This window comes from Planococcus halocryophilus (genome assembly GCF_022489025.1).
In the GTDB taxonomy this organism is placed as follows: Bacteria; Bacillota; Bacilli; order Bacillales_A; family Planococcaceae; genus Planococcus; species Planococcus halocryophilus_A.
Genome location: NZ_JAKVTG010000006.1, coordinates 209,619 through 231,155, shown reverse-complemented (window position 1 = coordinate 231,155; position 21,537 = coordinate 209,619). Strand labels below are relative to the sequence as shown.

Genomic DNA, 21,537 nt, shown 5'->3' with positions numbered 1-21,537 from the left:
CAATAGTATAAGAATGTTTTTCTTTCGAAAAATCAACTTGTTTTTTCATAGTTGTTTAACTTATGTATTAGTGTAACACACTTATTATCTAACTATAACTTTTCAGATTAATTGTTTTTTAAAAGTTGGTGACCCCTACGGGATTCGAACCCGTGTTACCGCCGTGAAAGGGCGGTGTCTTAACCGCTTGACCAAGGGGCCATGAATGGCTCCGAAGGTAGGACTCGAACCTACGACCATCGCATTAACAGTGCGGTGCTCTACCACTGAGCTACTTCGGAATATTGTTTAAGTACTTGTCGACTTTTTCTATTATAAAGAGGTCTGAGAGAATCGTCAATACCTTTTTTATTTTAATTTCACTTTTGTTTTTCATTGCTCAAAACCTTAAGCTATACCTCCATAAAAGAAAGGAGACAAACCAATTTAGGCTGTCTCCTTTTCGGATGAATTATTATTGCGCCATTAGTTTTCCAGAGCAGCGGCCACATCTATATCGCTCTGTATTCATTCGAATCTTGCGCTTGTAATTTGTTTCACACGCCACGCATTGGTAAACATAGGTCTTCGCAGAACGTTGCTGTGTTTTGTTTTCCAACAACGAACAAAAACGGGGTGATCCTGTTTTCTTCAGTAACTCTTTAAAGTCTTGGTCCTGGTGCTTATACCCTCTTCCTTCTATATGAAGATGATAATGACATAGCTCGTGTTTAATAATTCCTTCGAGTTCGGCATATCCAAACTTCTCGTAAGACTTTGGATTGATTTCAATATGATGAGAACGCAGCAGGTACCTACCTCCTGTTGTTCTCAGTCTAGAATTGAAAACACCTTCATGCCGAAACGGTTTTGCAAAACTTGCTAGCGAGATTTCTTTTATCAATTCTGTTAGTTCTTCATTCGTCATAGTAATTCCCCTATACTCAACGTTAAAGGGTTTGCTCTTTCGGCTGTAGCATCGTCAAGGCAATGCGCCCTTTATCTTTTTCTACTTTTTCAACCCATGCAGTGACAATGTCTCCAACTGCGACCACTTCTAGTGGATGCTTAACAAAACCTTTTTTCAGTTTCGAGATATGGACTAAGCCATCTTGCTTTACTCCGATGTCAATAAACGCTCCGAAGTCGACCACGTTGCGAACAGTACCTTGCACTTCCATGCCCGGAAGTAAATCTTCCATTTTTAAAATATCATTTTTCAATAACGGTTGCGGAAATTCATCACGCGGATCACGGAACGGCTTTTTCAACGCATCTAAAATATCTTTCAACGTAATTTCTCCGACACCCCACTCTGCACTTAACTCGCTTAGCTCGAGTGCTTCAAGTTTTTCAGAGAGCCCTGCTTTTCCAACAGATTTTTTGTCTTCGCCTACTAGCTTCAGCAGTTTTTCTGCAATGTCATAACTCTCAGGATGAATCCCTGTTGCGTCTAATAGGTTCTTGCCTTCAGGAATCCGTAAAAATCCGATTGCCTGCTCATAAGTCTTGGCTCCTAGACGCGGAATTTTTTTCAACTGCGCACGTGTAGTAAAGCGGCCATTTTCATCACGCACTTTAATCACATTTTCCGCTACAGTTTTACTCAACCCTGCCACATAATGCAACAACGAAGCAGATGCTGAATTGACATTGACCCCAACTTGGTTAACCGCTGTCTCAACAACAAAAGTTAACTGGTCCGCTAATTTCTTTTGAGAAACATCGTGCTGGTATTGTCCAACCCCCACCGCTTTCGGATCAATCTTTACCAATTCCGAGAGTGGATCTTGTAGACGGCGTGCAATCGAAGCCGCACTCCGCTCCTCCACTTTTAAGTCCGGAAACTCTGCTCGCGCAATGTCAGATGCCGAATAAACACTAGCTCCTGCTTCATTAACAATCACGTAAGAGATATCTGCCGACGTTTCCGACAAGAAGTCCGCAACAAATTGTTCTGTCTCTCGTGATGCAGTACCGTTACCAATCGCCATAATTTCAATTGGGTATTTAGCTGTTAAGCGTTCCATAATTTTTTTCGAGCCCGCTTGATCAGATTTTGGTGGATGCGGATAAATAACCGCGACTTCTAACAACTTACCTGTCTCATCGATAACTGCCAGCTTGCAGCCTGTCCGATAAGCTGGATCCACACCGAGGACCATTTTGTTTTTCATCGGCGGTTGCAGTAACAAGTTACGCAAGTTCTCTGAAAAGATATGAATGGCTTGCGTTTCTCCTTTTTCACTCAACTCGGCGCGAATTTCCCGCTCAACAGAGGGTTGGATCAAACGCTTGTAACTGTCTTCAATCGCTACAGCTATCACATCTGTTGTTGAATGTGTTTGCTTTATCCAATTATTTTTCATCAAAGTCACAATACGATCCACAGGCGGATTAATGGAAACTTTTAGAACGTCTTCTTTTTCTCCTCGATTAATCGCTAAAATTCGATGCGGCACAATTTTTTGAATTGCTTCTTCGTATTCGTAATACATTTGAAAGACTTGTTTTTCGTCTTCGTGATTTTTTTTAACTATTGTGGCGATGGTTCCACTTTTTCGAGTCATGTAACGAATTTTCTCTCGAACATCTGGGTCGTCCGCAAATAATTCCGCCAAAATATCTTGTGCGCCTTGAATGGCTTCTTCAGTAGAAGCAACGCCTGCCTCTTCACTTACAAATGCTTGCGCTTTTTCCGTCAGTTTTTCATCGCCAGGCTCTAGCAACCAGTCTGCTAACGGTTGCAATCCTTTTTCTTTTGCGATAATCGCTTTTGTACGACGCTTTTGTTTGTATGGTCGATATAAATCTTCGAGGCGTTGTAAAACAGTTGCACCGTGAATCGCCTTTTCTAATTCCTCTGTTAGTTTTTCTTGTTCCGATATAGAACGAATCACTTCTATTTTCCGTTGTTCTAAACTTTGAATGTATGTATACCGGTCATCAATTGCTTTTATTTGAACTTCATCTAACGAGCCGGTTGCTTCTTTTCGGTAACGTGCGATAAAAGGTACGGTGTTGCCATCTTCGATTAAAGCGATAACTTGCGCGACTTGATTGTTTCGCACGCCCGTTTCTTTTGCGATTAATGTATGAATTTGTTGCATTTCCATCTAGACACTCCCCTTCAATTCTTTCTCATTTTAACACATAAAAAAGAAGCCTTCTCATTTGAGAAGACTTCCTGTTATGAATGTAGCGTCGTCAACCGTTTGGATCGACTCTACTATGTCATTGTATAATTGTTCAGGTACTGTTGCTTTACGCATCATCGATTTCGGATTTCTTAAATCCACTCCATCAGAATGAATCAAAAACAAATCATTTTCCACATACGTGTAAAGCTGAGTACGCAGTTTTTGCGGACGCCCTGACAAATACCCCATTACCGGCAATGGGTAAATAATTTCATCTTTTACTTTCCGGTATAGATAAAATCGGATATTGCCAACACAACTGTATTCAAGTGTTTTGTTATTAAAATCAACTTTAAAAATTGCCACAGCGGCGCCTCGTTTGTGAACCATCAATTTATTAAAGCGCTGCATCAATTGATCCACAGTTTCATGGTGATATTCCCTTAAAATCTGAGGAATCACTTGAGACGATTCACGCGCTATGGGCCCACTTCCTAATCCATCAGCTACGGAGCAAATAAAGTAATCATCTGTCAAAACGGTGTGATAACTGTCGCCAGATTCATAATTCCCTTTTTTTGCTGCGTTGAAAATAAAAGCATTTATAAAATTATGCTGAATTTTCTCCACTAGGACACTCCGCCAGCAGCTAATATTGCTTCTTGAAGTTTCTTAATCGCTTTTCTTTGCAAACGAGAAACGTGCATTTGAGAAATACCGAGTTTATCCCCGGCTTCTTTTTGGCTCAACTGCTCTATGTAGGTGAATTGGATGATCTGCTTTTCTCGTTCAGAAAGCACATTCATCGCTTCAGCTACAAGCATCCGCTGATCCGCTTTCTCGTAACCATCGTCTTCTTGGCCAACTACGTCAAATAAAGTAATTGTACTGCCATCTGAATCCGCCTCTAAAGAATGGTCCATTGAAAGTGCTTGATAGCTCTTGCCCATCTCCATTGCTTCCAATATATCGTCTTCTTCAACATCTAGATATTCAGCGATTTCCCACACTTGCGGTGAACGTTGAAGCTCTGTTGTTAACACTTCAACTGTCGCTTTTATCCGAGGACCCAGTTCTTTTATACGGCGAGGAACATGAATCGCCCATGTTTTATCACGCAAGAATCGTTTAATTTCCCCGATAATTGTGGGAACAGCAAAGGCTTCAAAGCTACGACCAAACGAAGGGTCATAGCGTCTAATAGCTCCTAAAAGCCCCAACATCCCTACTTGCGCAATATCCTCATGATAAGATTTTCCATTCGAATATTTTCGTGCAATGGATTCAACAAGGCGTTTGTAATTTAAAACCAAGTTTGTCTGGGCTTCTTCATCTTCTGTTTTTTGATAAGCTTCAATCCAATCAAGCACCTGCTCTTTAGTAGGCTGATTAGGATGAGACTGTTTCGACATCCTTCTCCACCTGCTCTCCTTCAACATGCTTTGTCATGAAGATCGTTACTCCTTCTTGATGATGAACTTTAACTTCGTCCATTAATGTTTCAATCAAATACAAGCCGAGACCGCCTTCACGGAGAAAAGCACCTTCTTCTTCATCATGATACGGACCAACTTTTGCTTTTGTTTCTTCAAAATCAAAGCTACGACCATGATCAGCTACCATAATCTCGATTTTGTCTTCGTAAAGTGCGCAACCAATAACAACCTCGCCTTGCTCTCCCTCAGTGTACGCATGTTGAACCGCATTTGTTACTGCTTCACTTGACGCAATCTTCAAATCCTCTATATCATCAAACGAAAAACCAATACGACTAGCCAAACCTGAAATCGTAAGTCTTGCAACACCTACGTACTGTGATTTAGCGGGAACTCGCATTTCTACATAATCAAAAGGGCGCATATCAGTTACCCTCCTTCCCGACTGATTCGATGTCCATAATATCGCCTAAACCTGTAATATCGAAAAGTCGTTTCAATCGAACGGAGAGTCCTTTTAGTTTCACATGCCCACCATTTGAATTGACCGATTTATAAAAAGCTACAAAAACACCTAGCCCTGTACTATCCATATAATTAACGTCAGAAAGATCCAACTCTGCTTCTAAACCTTGGTGACTTTGGTAATTTTCTAATTTCCCGCGTAAAACTGGTGCAGTATGTGCATCAATTTCTCCGCCTATATATCCTTCAAGAATATTATTCGATTCAGTTAAATCCACTTGAATATTCATTGTAATTTGACACCCCGTTTTTTTAAATTCAATCTCGCTTTTAAAAAAAGCTATTCTAAGCCTTAATACCACCAACGGCACGTCATTAAACCTACTATTAGACTTTTTTATAAATCACTAATGTAAAGTCATCTTGAAACTGTGCATTTTGCATTCGTTCAAGCTCATCGTAAACATACTGCACAATCACTTGCGCAGGTTTTTCTTTTTTACATTCGATTAATTCATAGATAACTTCGCGCTCGATAAAGCCTTCGTCGTTCCGGCCTTCCGTCACGCCATCTGTCATCATAATGACCAAGTCGCCTTTTTCCAAATCGACTGTGTGTTCTTCATAGACAGCAGCTGGTGATACACCAAGCAACAAGCCTTTTGCATTCAATTCTGTAAATTCGTTGTCTTTTGCACGATATAAAATTGCAGGTTCGTGCCCTGCTGAACCGTATGTCAAACGTGCTTGCTTGGCATCATAATTTCCATAGAACATGGAAACGAACATTGAATCATCTACGCTTTTCTCAACAATCCGGTTAATGATACTTAGCACATCTTTTGGGAGCGCTTGCGAGCTACTTAGACTATCCATACCAAATTTAATCATAGACATGCAAAGAGCTGCAGGAAGGCCTTTACCGATTACATCTGCAACCGCTACCCCTGCATAACCATCATGTTCACTAACAAAATAGATGTAGTCGCCATTCATTTTTCGGGCAGGAATAGAAAGAAGGCCAATATCCAAGCCTTCGAGTGAAGGTAATTTTGTTTTTAGCAGCGTCTCTTGTACATTCGCCGCCAAATCCATTTCCACTTTCAACTCTTCCTGTTGCTTTAAGAGACTTTGTCGCTCTTGAAGCGCCAATCCGTAATTGATCATCATTTCGATCAAGAAGTCGAAAGAATGCCATACCACATCCGGCAACTCATCATAAAGTTCTTGGATTGCGCCTTTGTGCATACTGATCACTTCTTCGGGCGCAATATTTTCTAAGATGAGTTGTCGGCTGAAGTTTTGACCAACATATAAATTTTGTTCGGTTTGTTTTTTCATGTATTCATTTAAAATTTCTTTATACTGATTCTCGATTTCGTGAATCATTGGGTGTTCCCCCTAACGAAGCCACTTCGTAGCTCTTATATCTGTACCTTCGCCCACAATTGTTTCAATCTTAAAATCATCCATTAATCTCTTAACACCTGGAAGCCCTGCTCCCAATCCACCTGAAGTCGTAAATCCATCTTCCATCACTTGACGAATATCTGAAATTCCTGGACCACTGTCTGCTGCAATAATCAGAATCCCTTTAAGACCATTTTCAGTCAATTGCTGAATTTCGATTCTGCCTTTTCCAGCATATAAATATATATTACGAGCAAGCTCGCTTATAGCCGTTGTAATACGGGCCTGATCAACTGTGCCAAAACCAAGTTCTTTCGCGACATTACGTCCGAGTTGTCTTGCGGCAACAATATCCCATTCCGTTAAAATTTCTACCGAGGACTCATCGCTCATGGTTAAGCCTCCAATTCCAATTGAAGTTTATCCAGACCATTTTCTAGATCTAGCGCTGTCATAACATCTTCAAGTCGAATTCCTAACTCGATTAAAGTGATAGCAACTGCTGGCTGAATACCGGTAATAACTACTCTGGCCCCCATCAAGCTTGACATGCTGATGACGTCTCCCAGAACTTTTGCAATAAATGAGTCGATAAAATCGATCGATGTCAAATCAATTACGACACCTCGCGCACTTGTTTCATGAAGTTTTGTCAATAAGTCTTCCTGGAATTGAAGAGCTGTTTGATCGTCAAGTTCCCATTGAATCGAAACAATTAATGTATCTCTTAACTTTAAAATTGGAATTCTAAAATTCATCAGTCTTCAACCTCCACAATTTTTCGATTCGTCCAAGCTAGCGCCTGTTCTACACCTCGCTGCAAAGTACTCGTTGTTGTAAAATCATTCAAGTTTATGCCTAGTGTAACAATTGTTTGAGCAATTTCAGGTCGAATTCCGACAAGCATACATTTTGCTCCTACTAAACGTACAGCATCTGCCGCTTGAATAATGTGATGAGCCACCATAGTATCCACAACAGGAACACCCGTTATATCGAGCAAAACAACTTCTGCACGGTGCTTTACGACACCTTCAAGCAAATTCTCCATAATCAACTTTGCTCGTTCGGTATCAATTGTCCCAACTAAAGGCATCACAGATACTTTTTCAAATACCGGAATCAAAGATGCAGATAGTTCCTGTAGCGCAATTTTTTGCAAATTCACAGTACGTTCCCATGTTTTAGAGTAAGCTTGAATTGTGCTCTCTCGAATAGGCGTAATCCACTTTGAAAATTCTTCTATATAATCAGCAAGATTTCCATCATTAATCATTTCTTCTTTTCTCATATCTTCATAAACGATTTCAGCAAAGTGTCCAATTGCCTTCGTCACAAATGTAATTGACCATCCGAGGCGAACCACTTTTTCAGCAAAATCATTTATACGAATTTCATACGCTTGATGGCTTTCTAGTAAATTAGAAATCATCAGTTCCGCAAATTCATGGCTTGTTTGATTTATTAGCTCTTCAGGCATAATCCGAAAAGAAAGTTCCTCTTTTTCATCTTTCATTTTTTCTTGCCACTGCGAAATAATTTCGGTTAAATTGCCCTGTATATATTGAGCCATCTGTTTATTCATATTGACTAAAAACCCTCCCTGTCGCACTATGTATCCCTTTTTTGTTTACTACTCTTTATTGTAGCGGAAATTCGTTTTTTTCACATCTTTTTTGTCAACATCGCCATCTATAAAAAAACACCTCGAGAAAATTCTCGAGATGTCTTTACGGAAGTATGTATGCTTAAAATTTCACTAGGCCCACGCTGATTTCCAATGCTTCATCCACTTTTTCCATCAATGTGTCGTCAAGTTGAGTAATTTTGTCGGTCAATCTCGACTTATCAATTGTTCGTAATTGTTCAAGCAAAATAACAGAATCACGCTCAAAACCATATTTTTTGGCATTAATCTCGACATGAGTCGGCAATTTAGCTTTTTGAATCTGCGCCGTTATTGCAGCAATAATGACGGTAGGACTAAATCGATTCCCTATATCGTTTTGAATCACCAGAACCGGGCGGGTCCCACCTTGCTCAGACCCGACGACTGGCGATAATTCCGCAAAAAAAACATCTCCGCGTTTTACAATCAAGTTGTCACCCTCCGCTTACGAGTCGCACGGTCGTATGCTCCGCTTCGTACTCAGCGTGAGAACATTCACAAGCAATCGATAGATTGATTTGTGACATCTCCACGTAGCCCTTGATCATCGCTTCCCGAATATGATATGAGTCGTATAGATTTTTCGTCACCCGGTTTGTGGAAACGTAAATATAATCTCCACTTTCCTGAACATGCTCATTTGAATGAGTTGTCAACTCCGAAATAAATTGCTTTGGCATTTTCACAACCACTTCTTTTGTCTTTGACTTACCGTACACAGCCGACACCTCCGAAAATCCCGTTCTTCTGTCTTAGTCTATTCTATCTTAACATCTTATCAGACTGCTGAAAAGGAAAATCGATGAGCTCCGCTCTTTCTACATACACACGCGGCACTCGTTTTGTTAAGATACAAGGGATTTCATAAGGAATTGTTTCAAGCTTATCGGCCCATTCGTCAATTAAAATCCGTTGTTGCCCTTGTTGCCCAATCAACTGAACTTTTTCTCCAATTAGAGATCTCTCAGATAGTCGAATCATGCATTGGTCCATACAAATCCGACCAACAATCGGGACACGTTGCCCTTTCACCAAAACATCTTGACCTTGTAAACCGCGCAACATGCCATCTGCATAACCGATTGGTATTGTCGCAATCCATTCGTCTTGTTCAGCGCGATAGGTAGCTCCGTAACTTAATACTTCTCCAGCTTTTATTTTTTTCACGTGAATCATTTCAGTTTCAAGACTAAGTGCAGGTTGTAATTCAAAATCCATTTCTTCACCTACATAAGAAGAAGGTGCAATTCCGTACAATGAAATTCCAACACGCACCGCATCGCACACTAAGTCCGGATGCATAACAGCAGCTGCACTATTCGATATATGGACCATCACAGAAGAGTCATCTAACTTATCGATAATCGTATTCATCGCGCTTACTTGCTGGGCGAAAAGGGGAGAATCTTTTTCATCTGCAGTCGCAAAATGAGTAAATATGCCTTTAAAGTTAAAGTCATGATCTGCAATAAAACCAAAAGCCTCATCGATTTCATTTACTTGGATACCGATACGCCTCATCCCGGTATCCACTTTCAAATGAATCTTTAATGCATCTAAATTCTGCTCTACGTGCATCGCCGCCATCGATAACCAGTCAAGCGAGATGGCAGTCACAATAATATTGTGTTGTTGCGCGATTGGAATAAACTGCGAAGGAGTGGCTCCTAACACTAACAATTCGGTATTTATGCCATGATTACGGAGAAAAAGAGCTTCATCCGGAGTCGCTACTGCGAGCATACGAACACCATTTTCAATGACCGTTTTTGCAATTTCTAGAACACCGTGTCCGTAAGCATCTGCTTTTACCACTGCAATTACTTCAGCATCACCGACTTTTTCTTGAAAATAAGTTAAATTACTTTTGATTGCTGTTAAATCGATGACCGCTTTAGTCGGCCGATAATTTTCTGTCATCTCGACACCACCCAGTTATGTTGTTTGTAAAAGAACTTGCGCTGCTGCAAATTCTTTTGAATGTGTAATAGATACTAATCCCGTCTCTGTTCCTCGGAAGTAAATAGTGGGTTTACCTTTATCATCTTTTCTAACTTCGATGTCTTGAAAAGAACACTCACTGCCAATTCCAGTGCCTTTTGCTTTGGAGTAAGCTTCTTTTGCTGCAAAACGGCCGGCAAGAAATTCAATTTTTCTTGTTTCTGTTAACTGATCATATTCAGTTTGTTCATAATCAGTTAGTATACGCGCTCGAAATTTTGGTGATTTGATATCTAATCGGCGGATTCGTGACATTTCAACAATATCCAGCCCAATTCCTGTAATCATAAATGTTTCTCCTTTCATTCGCAAACAGGTAACAGGTATAATGAAACGTATGAAATAGAGGTGACAAAATGTTTATTCGAACAGAAAGCTTTAAGCAATACTTGCGTATGTATCCGGTCGTTTCCACTTTGATCGCTCTTAATCTGTTGGTCTATGTACTGACATGGTTACCTTTTCTTGGTCAATGGATTTACTTTTATGGTATAGGTTCTAACTTTTACATTGCAGAAGGCCAATGGTGGCGCTTTTTCACCCCCATGTTCCTGCATAACGGGCTGATGCACGTGCTGTTTAATATGTTTTCCTTATTCCTTTTCGGACCTGAGTTAGAACGATTAACCGGCAAAATTCGTTTTATGACGATTTACTTACTAGCCGGCTTTTTCGCTTCTGTAGCTACTTATTTCTTACAACCACTCGATTATTCCCACGTCGGAGCAAGTGGTGCCATTTTCGGCGTTTTCGGCGCATTTGGTGCATTGGTGTATTACGGGGGACGCGCTTTACCCCAACTTAAACAAATTATACTCCCAATTATCGTCATTAGTATAGTTATGACTTTCTTAACACCAAACATTAACGTGACTGCGCATATCGCCGGAATGATTACCGGGTTCTTAATCGGACTTAGTTATTTCCATCCAAAACGCATTGTTAGCTGGCGAGCTAAAAAATAAAGACAGCCGGATTTTTATATCCGGCCGTCTTTTTTTATACCAAATTTTTAACTCGACTGTTCTTTTGCCCCGAGCGGTTTATACCAAGTTAAAATTCGGCTAGCATCTTCTTTTTCCATATGAGGGGTTGTTGCAGTGGCACCCATCATACCAGATTTAATAGTCGAATGGATTGAAGCAATTCCTTTGCGTCGCTCAAAATAACTTTGTGTTACTTGAACAACTTGAATTCTTTTCTTCAATATAAAATAGCGGTGCTTGCTAAGCCCTCTAAATTGAGCGGTTAATTGCCTGTCACCGAGCGCATACCCTACAGTTCGGTGTTGCCAAATACCAATAACGATAACCACCGGCACAATAAGCAAAGCCAGAAGTCCGTACGGATAAAAGAAATACCCTACAGCTGCAAACATCGGAGAAAGCCAAACTAAATTTAATCGGTAGAAAAAATGAATGCTGCGCTTTGGCGCTCCAACCAATTGGGGCGTCCATTCTAACTCTGGAAACAATTCTTCTAGAATTGGCAACATCCGATCTGTTTTCACTAAAGGAAATAAACGAATTTTCTCGTCCTTATCTCCCACTGACCCACCTGCACTTTCGACTACGACTGTTGCATAACCGAATAGTTCCCGCAAAGGATTTTGACTTATTTTAATTCCTTGAACACGCTTTAACGGTATTGAGACTTTCTTTTTCTCTAATAAGCCTCTAGTTATATATATCCGATCTTCGTCGTACTGAATCGTAAATTGGTAATTCGCTACAATCGTCATTATAACCGAAATGACCCATGCCATTACTAAAACAACAAAGATGGTTAGCGCAACTATTAATGCACCAAAACGTAAAAATAAGATGATTTCTTCATAAACAGCATCGTATGGGATAAACTCAGAAAACTGAGAAAGAAAGATCGCTACGGCTGAAATGACAACACCAATTCCGCTAGAAGTTGTCGCAAGAATTAATAGTTCTTTCATAGACATATGATAAAGCGTTTTGGTCGTTTTTTTAGCAGGAGCTTCAACAAACTCTACAGGTCCGATTATCGGAGTTTTTTCTCGCGACAGTTGATGTTTGGCTTTTTCCATTTCTTTTTCAATACGATCCGCATCTTCTCTTGAAATTGCCGTCAATTCAGCTTCAGCTTGCCCTACTTTTCCTGAACCTGCTGTTTCTACTTTCACTTTTACTAATCCAAGCGGTCGGTGAAAAATGCCTTCTGCATAATTTAAACTTTGAATTCGTTCGAATGGTATGTACCTTTTTTTCTTCACAAACAAACCATATTCAATACGAAGTTCTCCATCTTCAAACCAATAAACAAAACGTTTCCATTTGATAATTCCGGCAACTAGTAGAAATAACAACACAGCTCCCCCGACAATTAATGGAATCATCCCTTGCCAACCTTGGTTAAACATCGAACTGATGCCATCACCTCTGAAAATATTGACACCAAAAATAATAATAAACGGAAGAAGTAATTCTTTCATTCCTTTAATAAAGTTTAAAAATGCCGAAATCGGATGCAGTTTATAACGTCCTTCATACATCATCTTCCGCCACCCTTGCCAATACAGAAATTCTCGCCCTCAATTCATCCGCTTCTGCTGTAACCAACGCCGGGATTGTATGAGTGGTCGCAGCCGTTGAAATGGAAATTTCCGCCAAGTCATACTTTCTTAAAATAGGTCCTTGTTCAGTATCTACGTGTTGGACACGCACCATCGGCACCAAAGTTCGCGTAACAATAAACAAGCCGTGCTGCAGTTCAATTTCATGTTCTCTTACTTCATAACGCCAACGTTGCCACCGGATTTTCGGAAACCAGAAAATCAGCACGACGCCAAATAGCAGAATGACTGCTCCGTAAATCGCATAAAGCCATTGTGGCCAGTCAAAAAAATAAGTGAGAACGCCTGCTCCGATTGCTATTAACGCAATAACCGCTGTTTCCATACTGCCGTATACACGCCAGACCGTTAAGCCTTTTCGTGAGATTTGATTTTTCGGTTGGTTATCCATTGTCTTCTCTCCAATCGTCTACCTACACATTATACGATTTATTCATCCGAACGTTTCACTTCATTGTAACTGATATTCAAACAGCAAAAAAGGACGTACACTAAACAGTTTCCTGTTTTGCGTACGTCCTTTCAATTAATCGGTATTAAGATTCGCTACGACGAGTCGTACGTCCTGGACGTCCGCCACCGCTTCCGCTTCCGCCTTCACGACGTCGGCTTGCGCCTGAGCTTGCTCCACGGCTTGATGATGGACGAGCTGAACCTGATGAACGGTTACCTTTGTAACCGCCGCCTCCGCTACTGCGTCCGCCTCCGCCGCTTTTACCTTTATATCCGCCGCCTCCGCGTGATGGCAAAGGACGTTCTTCGGAAATAGAAACTGGAATATCTTCCGGTTCTTTAGTCATTGTTTTAAGAGCTGCTGCAATCAAGTCAACCGCATCATGCTTATCAAGCATTTGCGTCGCGAAGTCGCGGTAATCGCCAAGATTGTTTTTCTCTGTCATTTCAAGCAATTGTTCCATAGCAACGCGTTTTTGGCCAAGTACAGCTTCGTTCGCAGTTGGAGGAACCAATGCTTCCATTTTTTTCTTAGTTGTACGTTCAACGATAGCTAAGTAGCTCATTTCACGTGGTGTTACAAACGTGACTGCGACTCCTTTTTTACCTGCACGACCAGTACGGCCGATACGGTGAACATAGCTTTCAGGATCTTGTGGAATATCAAAGTTGTATACGTGTGATACGCCTGAGATATCAAGTCCACGAGCTGCTACGTCTGTTGCAACTAAAATATCGATTTTGCCGGCTTTAAATTGTTTTAAAACTGACATACGTTTTGCTTGGCTTAAGTCACCATGAATACCTTCAGCAAGGTAGCCGCGGATATTTAAAGCTTTTGCTAATTCGTCAACACGGCGTTTTGTACGTCCGAAAACGATCGCAAGTTCCGGTTGTTGAACATTCAAAAGACGTGAAAGGAAATCAAATTTCTCGCGCTCTACAGATTTCACGTAGAACTGCTCAATGTTTTCAACAGTCATTTCTTTTGATTTGATTTTAACGATTTCTGGCGTTTTCATGAATTTCTCTGCAATGCGACGGATTGCATCCGGCATAGTTGCTGAGAACAACAATGTTTGACGCGTGTCAGGAACACTTGCCATGATTGTTTGAATATCTTCGATAAAGCCCATGTTCAACATTTCGTCTGCTTCGTCAAGGATCAATGTGTTTACATTATCCAATTTAAGCGTACGGCGGTTGATATGGTCTAATAGACGTCCTGGCGTACCAACGATAATTTGCGGACGATTTTTTAGTGCACGGATTTGTCGGCTAATTTCTTGGCCACCGTATACTGAAAGAATACGTACGTTTTTATCTTGACCCAGTCTGTAAAGTTCTTCTGAAACTTGGATTGCCAATTCGCGTGTTGGAGCGATGATTAATCCTTGAACGTCGCCATTTTTAGTGTCGATTTTTTCAATCAAAGGAATACCGAAAGCTGTAGTTTTACCAGTACCAGTTTGCGCTTGTCCAATGATATCTTTACCTTCCATACCAAGACGAATTGTTCCCTCTTGAATTGGTGTTGCTTCTTCAAACCCCATGCGTTTTACGGATTTTAATGTTGTTTCGCTAATATTTAACTCTGAAAATTTTACCAAATTTTTTCAATCTCCTTTTGTCTTCATCTGATTTACAAATGGTGTACATTTTAGATGAATTAGTGACAAGGTCGAGCCTTTATGAGGAAGTTTCACGTCGAAAATCATACTCTGTAGTTTTAAGTCAGAGGGGATGTGTGAACAGGAAAAGCTCGGGCTTTGCCGAGCGGTCTGATCGGCGGGTGTTTGATGCCCTATCTATAGAACAAACCGTTTTGCTCAAAAAAATACTCTTCACAGGGAAGAGTGTTTCAAAAATGTATCCATTGCTCTCAAAAGAATAACATGTTTTTTTTCCATTTGCAATCAATACGCAAAGGTTCTAATAATCAGTTTACTCTAAGCCTTTATTCATAAACGCAAATACTTCACTAAACCATTCTTCACTATCTTCGCTATAACAGATTAAATGCTTGCCCTTTTCTGAACGAATCAAGTACTTTTCTTCCGATCCGATATGATCGTAAATAAAGTCTGCTGCAGACAATGGCACTATACCGTCTTTTTCTCCTTGTACAATGCAGACAGGTACTTTGATTTTATCGTAATAAGGTTCTACCATTTTCACTACGCGTAAAAATTCAACTGTCGAGCTGATGGGGGTATTGGTTAGCTTGTATTCATAGAGATGAAAAAGCGCATTTTCCGTTATTTTGCCTGATACCGCATCTTTTACAGCTTCTTGAACTTCTTTAAACATTTGCACAGGACTGATGTATTTAGCAGCCGCACTCAATAAAACTAAACGGTCCACTTTATACCGCATCGCTAAATACATGGCGATCAAACCACCCATTGAAAAGCCTACAATGATGATGCGATCCGCCGATTTTTTCAATCTTTTTAAAGCTAACTCAGCTTCCATCATCCAACTTTCAGCAGTAATACTTTTTAAAGCAAGCTTTTCGCCATGTCCTGGAAGTGTCGGTATTTCCACAATCCAATCGGTTTGCTCAAATAAAAAATCGGCAAATGGTTCTACTTCAAATGGACCTCCTGTAAAACCATGAATACATAGCACGCCGGTCTTCAAATCGGTTCCTTCTTTCTGCTAACTAATGCCTCAAAACTTTTTTACTCACTAACAAAAGGCTCGATCACATTTTCCAATGCCATACCACGAGAACCCTTTACTAAAATGACTGAGTCTTTGTTGGTATGTTTTTTCAACAAGTCAATAATCGGACCATAATCCGCTTCACTCCATAACAATTTCCCACCATAACTCGGCTGCAATTTATCGTAAAGCCATTTCATACGCGGTCCATATAAACAAACACCCACTAAGTTATCTGAAATGCATTTGCTCAATGCTTCGTGATAACTTTGTTCGTCGTCTCCAAGTTCAAGCATGTCGCCTAATACAACCCACTTCTTATCTTTCATCGTTGTTTCACGGATAAAATTCAGCGCTGCATTCATCGATGAAGGAGCTGCATTATAAGCATCATTAATAAAAATCGCACCATTGTCTGATTGAATCATCTGCATACGCATATCCGTTAATGCTGCATCTTTTAAAGATTTACGAATTTGCTCTTCTGATAATCCTGCTTCAAGAGCTACTAATATTGCAGCCAGTGTGTTTTTCACTTGGTGTTCACCTAGCACCGGAATCGTAAATGCGGCATCTATAATGCCACTCACCATAAAACTGCTACCACTTTCAGTAGCTTTAATATCTGTTACTGTTAATTCGTTATTGTCGTCGAATCCAAAAGACACACCTTGCGGAAAAGTTTCCATAAACGGCTGTAATAATGGTTCATCGCCATCATAAAAAAGTTTACCGTGTGGTTGAAGGCCTGCAGTAATTTCAAATTTCGCTTCAGCAATCGCTTCGCGCGAACCCAAGTCCTGCAAATGCGCTTCGCCAATGTTCGTAATGATCGCGTAATCTGGACGTGCTAGCTCAGACAAAAATTCAATCTGCCCTTTCCCACTCATGCCCATTTCCAAAACAGCAACTTTCGTGTCTTCTTCCAAAGACAAAATCGTCAAAGGAAGACCTAATTGATTATTGAAGTTACCTGGTGTTTTTTGCACTTTAAAATACGGCTTCAAGACACTTGCCACTAAATCTTTTGTCGAAGTTTTCCCATTAGACCCAGTGATTCCAATAACCATTGCCGATAATTCATCACGATAAGCGCGAGCCATTTCTTGCAAAGCCACTTCGCAATCATCTACAAAAAGTAATGGCAAATCTTCTGGTGCTCCAGGTTCATCGCGCTGCCATAGAGAAGCAGATGCACCTAGCTCAATCGCTGAACGGACGTACTTATGCCCATTTACATTTTCACCACGAAAAGGGATAAACAAATCACCTGGCTTGAGTGTTCTCGTGTTAATTGAGACTCCCGTGATGTCAATGCCTTTTAAATTAGTTTTGATATCCAGCCATTTGGCTACTTGTTCAATCTTTTTTTTCATTTGGCTTCTCCACTCAATCTATTTTAACTTGCAGTAACTGTTTTTCTTCATGTCGTTCGATCGCCAACGTAATAAGTCGTTCAATTAGTTCCGGATATGGCACTCCTGTATGTTCCCACAATAACGGGAACATGCTGAAAGGTGTAAATCCAGGCAATGTATTCACTTCATTAATCAGAATTTCATTGTTTGCCGTCACAAAAAAGTCTGCTCGAACAAGTCCTGAACAATCCAAAATTTTAAATGCTTTTTTCGCATCTACTTCTAATTTCGCATAAACCGCTCTGTCTAGTTCAGCCGGAATAATCATTGCAGTATTGCCATCTTTGTATTTCGCTTGATAATCATAAAAAGCTTTTAATGGTTTGATCTCACCAGCTACTGAGCACGCGGGCTCATCATTTCCGAGAACACCTACTTCGATTTCACGACCAACTACACCTTGTTCAATGACAATTTTACGATCAAATTTTAACGCTTCTTTTACAGCAGCAATCATTTCTTCTCGATTATCTGCCTTACTGATCCCAACACTCGATCCTAGATTGGCAGGTTTAACGAATACCGGCCATACAAGTTCTGCTTCAATTTTATCCAACCAGAAGCCTTGATTGTTATCCCAGTCTCTTCTTATAAAATACACATATGGCGTTTGTTCTAAACCTGCTTGCTCGAACAATTGTTTCATTACCACTTTGTCCATTCCTGCTGAAGATGCTAACACGCCATTTCCAACGTACGGAATGTTCATCACTTCAAGAAGACCTTGTACCGTACCATCTTCTCCGTTCGGTCCATGAAGTAGGGGAATGATGACGTCTAACGCTTCACTCGGTTGTGCAGGAAGAAAGCTAGAAATGTCGTTCGACTTTCCAGTCCCTTCTGTTAGTTGTAGTTGTTCAATTGTTTTTGCTGATTCTTCAAGACGCTGACCTTTTCTCCATTCACCATCTTGTGTGATGTAAATTGGATAAACTTCATATGCATCAAAATCAATTGCCTTTGTAACTGCTAAGGCTGTAGACAGAGAAACTTCATGCTCTGCTGATTTGCCTCCATATAATAAACCAATCTTTTTTTTCATTTAAGAAACCTCATTTCATTATCCATATTGCTTAGTTTATCACGAACCTGCATTGACTAATAATTTTTTAATGTCAGCCACCAAATATTTTCAATCCCGCCACTCCAGCAATAATGCAGGATAGGAAAAATAATTTGGCCAGCTGTCTACTTTCATTAAAGAAAATCATACCGACCAAAACACTACCTGCTGCACCAATGCCCGTCCATACCGCATATCCCGTTCCTAGCGCAATGGTTGTTAACGCCAGCGATAACAAATAAAAACTGAGCGCTCCAGAAACAATTGTCAAAACTGTATAACGTTTTATTTTAAATCCTTGTGATAATTTCATCGTCGTCACAAATGCTACTTCAAATAACCCGGCAACAATTAAAATCAACCACGCCATCATGAGTTCACTTCTTTACGAGAAGTTTCTTTTCCATCCAATGCTTTCAACCCAATAATGCCAACTAGCAATAAACTCAAAAAGAACAATTTTTCTAAACTAGCATTTTCACTAAATAAGAAGATTCCAAGAATCGCCGTCCCCGCTGCACCGATTCCTGTAAATACTGCATAAGCTGTACCAATTGGAATCGTCTTCATCGCCACAGCAAACAACATAAAGCTAATGACGATAAAAATTATTGTTACAAGAGAAGGAACAAAATTCGTAAAGCCATCAGCAAACTTCAAGCCGATCGCCCACACAATTTCTGTCATTCCTGCAATCACAAGAAGAATCCACGCCATATAATCCCTTCCTCCCTACTAAGTTCTCCTTTTGTATTAACTAAATTAAAAGATAGTCCGAAAAAAATGATACCCGCTTATAGGTATCATTTCCATACTTTTTGTTTTTTATCGTAAACTATCTTCCGGGAAATCCCTTGTTTTGTGTACTCTTCAATATCAGACCAGAATTCGTCTAAAAAAGAAATTTCTTCTACTAGACGAATATGTAGTTCAATTGTATTTTTCGTTTTTTCAGGATCAGCCAATGAGATAAGGACACCTTCGCGGTAATTCTTTTTTAACGACTGAAGAATTTCAGCAGGCAGTTCCGGAATTAAGTCTTTAGATTTCCGTCTCCAGAAATTTTGTCCATTACCCTCTCGGCGAATTAAATACGTAAAGTAATTCCCGACTAACTCATTTAAACGATCTAATTTTCGGAAGTAGATTTTCGTCGTCTCTTCTTCTTCGCTAGATAAATAAACAAACTCGTTTTGTAGAGTTGAAAAGAAAGGCGTCTTAACCGGTTCTTTCTTATGACCAATGTATAGCAATTCTGCTTGTTCCTGGGGCGTCAGGGAGTTTAATTGTTTTTCACTTTTGAAATCAACCCAACAAAATTCACTTTTTTTATTTGCACGCGCTTTTCTCAATTGACTAAAATCTTCTTGTGTCGCAAATTCCATATGAGTATGCATGTTAAAAGAAGCTTCTTCATATGGATGCTTTAATAACAACAGGTTTTTAGGTAACTTCATCGCATCCAAAAAATGGGCAAAGGTCAGTCCACTAAATAAAGCAAATTGATCAGACTCGTTTAAATATATATATAAATGCTGTATGTATGCATCTGTGTGCAACGGTTTTCTTTCCATTTCCCCCACTCCATTCCATTTCTTATTATACGACCAAAAAGAAGAAATATGAAACATCCATACTCCAAAAGCGTCATTACTTTTGTCATGCGCATATTACAGATATATACGTTATAATATATTCCGACTCATAATAATAAAAAGTACAGGTGGAATCACATGCAAACTAATAAAAGCTTTACCGACCGAATTGATTGGTCGCTAGCTTTCATCTTATTTCTGTTTTTTATCGTCAGTTTGGTAGCTATTTCTTCTGCTCAAACTTCCGGTCAGTATTTAACGAATTTTGTTCCGAGACAAGCTTTATTTTACATCATTTCTGTCATGATGATTGGTGTTCTTATGTATTTCGATCCTGAACAATATAAAAAGATGGCCTACTATCTATACGGATTCGGTATTCTCTTACTAATTCTATTAATGATCGCACCAGATGGCGTCGGTCAGATAGCTGCGCCCGTCAATGGTGCTAAAGCTTGGTTTCACACACCATTTGTCAATATTCAGCCAGCCGAGTTCATGAAAACCTTCTATATACTAGCATTGGCAAAAATGATTTCTTCGCACCATGAGCATTATTTAATAAAAACACTGAAATCTGATTTTTATTTACTCGGGAAAATTGCTCTTTGTCTCGCGATTCCTCTCGGCTTTATCCTATTACAACCTGACTTAGGAACTGCACTCGTTTTTATCGCCATCACTTTGGCAGTTGTCGTGGTTTCAGGAATCTCTTGGAAGATTATTGCACCTAGTTTCGGTGGGGTTGCTGTAATTGGAGCGACGTTATTATGGATGACCATTAATGCACAAGACTTTCTTTCTCGTGCTTTCGGATTGAAACCTTATATGTTTGAACGTATTTATACATGGCTTGACCCTTATTCCTACGCAGAATCTGGCGGATATAACTTGATTGCGGCGATGAACGCGATTGGTTCTGGGGAAGTTTTTGGTAAAGGCTACCAAGGTCGGCAAGTTTATGTGCCTGAAAATCATACAGACTTTATCTTCACCGTTATTTCGGAAGACTTTGGTTTTATCGGCGCTAGTGCTGTAATCATCTTGTTCTTCATGCTGATTTATCATTTGACCAAAATCACATTGCAGTTTAAAGATACATTTAGCACCTATGTATGCGCAGGTATTATCGCGATGGTTACATTCCACGTGTTTCAAAATATCGGCATGACTATTCAACTTTTGCCAATCACCGGAATTCCGTTGCCTTTCATTAGTTACGGCGGAAGTTCATTAATCGGCAATATGCTCGCACTCGGTATTGTTTTCAGTATGAAATTCCATCACAAAACGTATATGTTTGATAAAAACAAAAAATAAAAGCTCTGGCGCAATTCGCCAGAGCTTTTATTGTTGTGATTGCGCTTGAATTGGTTGTGGTAACGCTAGTGCTTTTATTAATTCGACACGAGATTTTGTGATTTTTGCTTGGATTCCTAGTTTCGATAAATTTGAAACAATGTTGCGAACATCTACGTTTTTCGCCATCCAGATCACCTCTTTATCTTATTCATTACTTATTATAAACGTATTTCATCTTGCTATGTTCCATCTGTAAAGTGCAGATTATTGACTTTTCTATGTCTACGTATATAATACCATCATTTCAGGATTTTAAACTTATCATTTTGATGAC

Annotated in this window: 26 protein-coding genes and 2 tRNA genes; 2 read left to right on the top strand and 26 right to left on the bottom strand. The window is 39.9% G+C overall.

Going from position 1 to position 21,537, the window contains the following annotated elements; all coding sequences use genetic code 11:
- Nucleotides 1-126 precede the first annotated feature (126 nt).
- The 16 genes from MLE13_RS09800 to acpS all read right to left on the bottom strand — a co-directional run bounded on the left by MLE13_RS09800 (nucleotide 127) and on the right by acpS (nucleotide 10,388).
- Nucleotides 127-201 (bottom strand) — tRNA-Glu (locus MLE13_RS09800).
- 5 nt (nucleotides 202-206) lie between these two features.
- A tRNA-Asn gene (locus MLE13_RS09795) sits at nucleotides 207-281 on the bottom strand.
- Between the two features lie 173 nt (nucleotides 282-454).
- Nucleotides 455-907: a SprT family protein gene (locus MLE13_RS09790; protein WP_240749524.1), complete on the bottom strand. Its 453-nt coding sequence runs from the start codon at nucleotides 905-907 to the stop codon at nucleotides 455-457.
- Between the two features lie 22 nt (nucleotides 908-929).
- Entirely contained in the window at nucleotides 930-3,095 is a 2,166-nt protein-coding gene (locus MLE13_RS09785) for a Tex family protein (RefSeq protein ID WP_276323885.1), read from the bottom strand.
- 54 nt (nucleotides 3,096-3,149) lie between these two features.
- Nucleotides 3,150-3,749: a PP2C family serine/threonine-protein phosphatase gene (locus tag MLE13_RS09780; RefSeq protein ID WP_240749523.1), complete on the bottom strand. Its 600-nt coding sequence runs from the start codon at nucleotides 3,747-3,749 to the stop codon at nucleotides 3,150-3,152.
- The gene (gene sigB, locus MLE13_RS09775) at nucleotides 3,749-4,531 is read right to left on the bottom strand and encodes an RNA polymerase sigma factor SigB (protein ID WP_240749522.1); all 783 of its coding nucleotides are present in this window, start codon (nucleotides 4,529-4,531) and stop codon (nucleotides 3,749-3,751) included. Before sigB ends, MLE13_RS09780 begins: the two co-directional genes overlap by 1 nt.
- Nucleotides 4,509-4,979 carry an anti-sigma B factor RsbW gene (gene rsbW / locus MLE13_RS09770; protein ID WP_008498830.1) on the bottom strand — a complete coding sequence of 157 codons (471 nt, stop codon included), beginning with the start codon at nucleotides 4,977-4,979 and terminating at the stop codon, nucleotides 4,509-4,511. Before rsbW ends, sigB begins: the two co-directional genes overlap by 23 nt.
- A gap of 1 nt (nucleotide 4,980) precedes the next feature.
- Nucleotides 4,981-5,310, bottom strand: a complete 330-nt coding sequence (locus MLE13_RS09765) for an anti-sigma factor antagonist (RefSeq protein WP_065527260.1) — start codon at nucleotides 5,308-5,310, stop codon at nucleotides 4,981-4,983.
- A 97-nt stretch (nucleotides 5,311-5,407) separates the two neighbouring features.
- Nucleotides 5,408-6,409 carry a PP2C family protein-serine/threonine phosphatase gene (locus MLE13_RS09760; RefSeq protein WP_240749521.1) on the bottom strand — a complete coding sequence of 334 codons (1,002 nt, stop codon included), beginning with the start codon at nucleotides 6,407-6,409 and terminating at the stop codon, nucleotides 5,408-5,410.
- Nucleotides 6,410-6,421: 12 nt separating this feature from the next.
- Nucleotides 6,422-6,823: an anti-sigma regulatory factor gene (locus MLE13_RS09755; RefSeq protein WP_008432420.1), complete on the bottom strand. Its 402-nt coding sequence runs from the start codon at nucleotides 6,821-6,823 to the stop codon at nucleotides 6,422-6,424.
- 2 nt (nucleotides 6,824-6,825) lie between these two features.
- Nucleotides 6,826-7,188, bottom strand: coding sequence for an STAS domain-containing protein (locus MLE13_RS09750; RefSeq protein WP_008432419.1), 363 nt, complete (start codon nucleotides 7,186-7,188; stop codon nucleotides 6,826-6,828).
- Nucleotides 7,188-8,015: an RsbT co-antagonist protein RsbRA gene (locus MLE13_RS09745; protein ID WP_240749520.1), complete on the bottom strand. Its 828-nt coding sequence runs from the start codon at nucleotides 8,013-8,015 to the stop codon at nucleotides 7,188-7,190. Before MLE13_RS09745 ends, MLE13_RS09750 begins: the two co-directional genes overlap by 1 nt.
- A 163-nt stretch (nucleotides 8,016-8,178) precedes the next feature.
- Complete coding sequence (locus MLE13_RS09740) at nucleotides 8,179-8,529, bottom strand: type II toxin-antitoxin system PemK/MazF family toxin (protein WP_008432415.1); 351 nt, start codon at nucleotides 8,527-8,529, stop codon at nucleotides 8,179-8,181.
- Nucleotides 8,530-8,533: 4 nt separating this feature from the next.
- Nucleotides 8,534-8,818 carry a hypothetical protein gene (locus MLE13_RS09735; RefSeq protein ID WP_008432414.1) on the bottom strand — a complete coding sequence of 95 codons (285 nt, stop codon included), beginning with the start codon at nucleotides 8,816-8,818 and terminating at the stop codon, nucleotides 8,534-8,536.
- Nucleotides 8,819-8,861: 43 nt separating this feature from the next.
- Entirely contained in the window at nucleotides 8,862-10,019 is a 1,158-nt protein-coding gene (alr, locus tag MLE13_RS09730; protein ID WP_240749519.1) for an alanine racemase, read from the bottom strand.
- Between the two features lie 15 nt (nucleotides 10,020-10,034).
- Complete coding sequence (acpS, locus tag MLE13_RS09725; RefSeq protein ID WP_240749518.1) at nucleotides 10,035-10,388, bottom strand: holo-ACP synthase; 354 nt, start codon at nucleotides 10,386-10,388, stop codon at nucleotides 10,035-10,037.
- A 68-nt stretch (nucleotides 10,389-10,456) separates the two neighbouring features.
- Here acpS and MLE13_RS09720 point away from each other — a divergent pair, with 68 nt between their 5' ends.
- Nucleotides 10,457-11,065 carry a rhomboid family intramembrane serine protease gene (locus MLE13_RS09720; RefSeq protein WP_240749517.1) on the top strand — a complete coding sequence of 203 codons (609 nt, stop codon included), beginning with the start codon at nucleotides 10,457-10,459 and terminating at the stop codon, nucleotides 11,063-11,065.
- A 47-nt stretch (nucleotides 11,066-11,112) separates the two neighbouring features.
- On the opposite strand, the gene MLE13_RS09715 is transcribed toward MLE13_RS09720, so the two are convergent.
- From MLE13_RS09715 to MLE13_RS09675, 9 genes are all read right to left on the bottom strand, one after another.
- Nucleotides 11,113-12,624: a PH domain-containing protein gene (locus tag MLE13_RS09715; RefSeq protein ID WP_240749533.1), complete on the bottom strand. Its 1,512-nt coding sequence runs from the start codon at nucleotides 12,622-12,624 to the stop codon at nucleotides 11,113-11,115.
- Entirely contained in the window at nucleotides 12,617-13,096 is a 480-nt protein-coding gene (locus MLE13_RS09710; protein WP_008498821.1) for a PH domain-containing protein, read from the bottom strand. Before MLE13_RS09710 ends, MLE13_RS09715 begins: the two co-directional genes overlap by 8 nt.
- Before the next feature lie 145 nt (nucleotides 13,097-13,241).
- Entirely contained in the window at nucleotides 13,242-14,768 is a 1,527-nt protein-coding gene (locus MLE13_RS09705; protein WP_240749516.1) for a DEAD/DEAH box helicase, read from the bottom strand.
- A 334-nt stretch (nucleotides 14,769-15,102) separates the two neighbouring features.
- Nucleotides 15,103-15,801, bottom strand: a complete 699-nt coding sequence (locus MLE13_RS09700) for an alpha/beta hydrolase (RefSeq protein ID WP_240749515.1) — start codon at nucleotides 15,799-15,801, stop codon at nucleotides 15,103-15,105.
- Between the two features lie 41 nt (nucleotides 15,802-15,842).
- Entirely contained in the window at nucleotides 15,843-17,201 is a 1,359-nt protein-coding gene (locus MLE13_RS09695; protein WP_240749514.1) for a UDP-N-acetylmuramoyl-tripeptide--D-alanyl-D-alanine ligase, read from the bottom strand.
- A gap of 13 nt (nucleotides 17,202-17,214) precedes the next feature.
- A complete protein-coding gene (locus MLE13_RS09690) occupies nucleotides 17,215-18,285 on the bottom strand; it encodes a D-alanine--D-alanine ligase (RefSeq protein ID WP_240749513.1) in 1,071 nt (356 codons plus the stop codon).
- A 73-nt stretch (nucleotides 18,286-18,358) separates the two neighbouring features.
- Entirely contained in the window at nucleotides 18,359-18,676 is a 318-nt protein-coding gene (locus tag MLE13_RS09685) for a DMT family transporter (protein WP_240749532.1), read from the bottom strand.
- On the bottom strand, nucleotides 18,676-19,023 hold the full coding sequence (gene sugE / locus MLE13_RS09680) for a quaternary ammonium compound efflux SMR transporter SugE (protein ID WP_240749512.1): 348 nt from the start codon (nucleotides 19,021-19,023) through the stop codon (nucleotides 18,676-18,678). The genes MLE13_RS09685 and sugE overlap by 1 nt, the downstream gene beginning before the upstream one ends.
- 86 nt (nucleotides 19,024-19,109) lie before the next feature.
- Nucleotides 19,110-19,880: a hypothetical protein gene (locus MLE13_RS09675; RefSeq protein ID WP_240749511.1), complete on the bottom strand. Its 771-nt coding sequence runs from the start codon at nucleotides 19,878-19,880 to the stop codon at nucleotides 19,110-19,112.
- 159 nt (nucleotides 19,881-20,039) lie between these two features.
- Here MLE13_RS09675 and MLE13_RS09670 point away from each other — a divergent pair, with 159 nt between their 5' ends.
- Nucleotides 20,040-21,221, top strand: a complete 1,182-nt coding sequence (locus tag MLE13_RS09670) for an FtsW/RodA/SpoVE family cell cycle protein (RefSeq protein ID WP_240749510.1) — start codon at nucleotides 20,040-20,042, stop codon at nucleotides 21,219-21,221.
- 27 nt (nucleotides 21,222-21,248) lie between these two features.
- Here the strand turns inward: MLE13_RS09670 and MLE13_RS09665 are convergent, their stop codons facing one another.
- A complete protein-coding gene (locus MLE13_RS09665) occupies nucleotides 21,249-21,389 on the bottom strand; it encodes an Lmo0850 family protein (RefSeq protein ID WP_008498815.1) in 141 nt (46 codons plus the stop codon).
- Between the last annotated feature and the right edge of the window lie 148 nt (nucleotides 21,390-21,537).